Source organism: Neisseria sp. HMSC058F07 (assembly GCF_001810035.1).
Classification (GTDB): Bacteria; Pseudomonadota; Gammaproteobacteria; order Burkholderiales; family Neisseriaceae; genus Neisseria; species Neisseria perflava.
In genome coordinates this window covers 1-741 of sequence record NZ_KV799660.1, presented here as the reverse complement: position 1 = coordinate 741, position 741 = coordinate 1, and the positions used below count along the sequence as shown (strand labels likewise).

The following is a 741-nucleotide window of genomic DNA, read 5'->3' as shown; positions in this document are numbered from 1 at the left end:
ATAAACACCTTTTAAACGGTCTTTAGCAGCCTTTAATTTAACCTCAATCTGAGATGCATCCCATGCTTTTGACGTGGTAGCTGTACCAAAATGCTGATGGACGGTTTTGCCGCCGAAGGCGTTGTGTTGAAGGTAGAAGAAACGAGCGGCACGTTGAATATCTGTCATGCATTCAGGCGGCGTGTTTTGCAGGCAGGAGAATGTCTCGCGGCTGGTCAGCGTCCACTCGAACTGACGGACGAACTCGTCGAAATGGTGTTGTACCACACGATAGAGATTGATAAGCTGTCCGTTGATATCGTTGAGCACCTCAACTTTTGCAGGAATCGGGCGCATAAAGAATAATGCTGCACCACCGGAAAACAATTCAACATAACAAGAATGCTCGGGGAACATGGGCAAAAGATGTTTTGCCAAACGACGTTTGCCACCCATCCAGGGGATAATAGGTAATGTCTGTTGCATTTTTTGCATCATATATACTCCTAAATTATGGCAGATGCTCTAAATCAGATTTAATATGATGCTCAAAGGCATTCTTTTGATTTATTAATTAGCTGAAAGAATTGATGTTTTTACAACGAGCGCACTTTATTTGTACACAACCGCTGCCTTTTGCCAGCAATTTCCCACAAAACTTACAGCGTAATTCACGATAGATTTGCATTTGCATCCACTCCTGTATCAGATAGAATGCCTCGGTCTCTAGAGACTAAGGCGGCCTTAGAAGTCAATGCAGGC

Annotated in this window: 2 protein-coding genes; both read right to left on the bottom strand. The window is 43.7% G+C overall.

Going from position 1 to position 741, the window contains the following annotated elements:
- Positions 1 to 477 (bottom strand): DNA adenine methylase (locus HMPREF2696_RS00130; RefSeq protein WP_141746339.1); only part of this gene is annotated, 477 nt, incomplete at its 3' end.
- Between the two features lie 76 nt (positions 478 to 553).
- Positions 554 to 667, bottom strand: coding sequence for a zinc finger domain-containing protein (locus HMPREF2696_RS11045; protein ID WP_079453713.1), 114 nt, complete (start codon positions 665 to 667; stop codon positions 554 to 556).
- Between the last annotated feature and the right edge of the window lie 74 nt (positions 668 to 741).

Excerpts from the sequence above, each read along its gene's own strand:
- HMPREF2696_RS11045 (WP_079453713.1), bottom strand. The coding sequence starts at position 667 with ATGCAAATCTATCGTGAATTACGCTGTAAGTTTTGTGGGAAATTGCTG.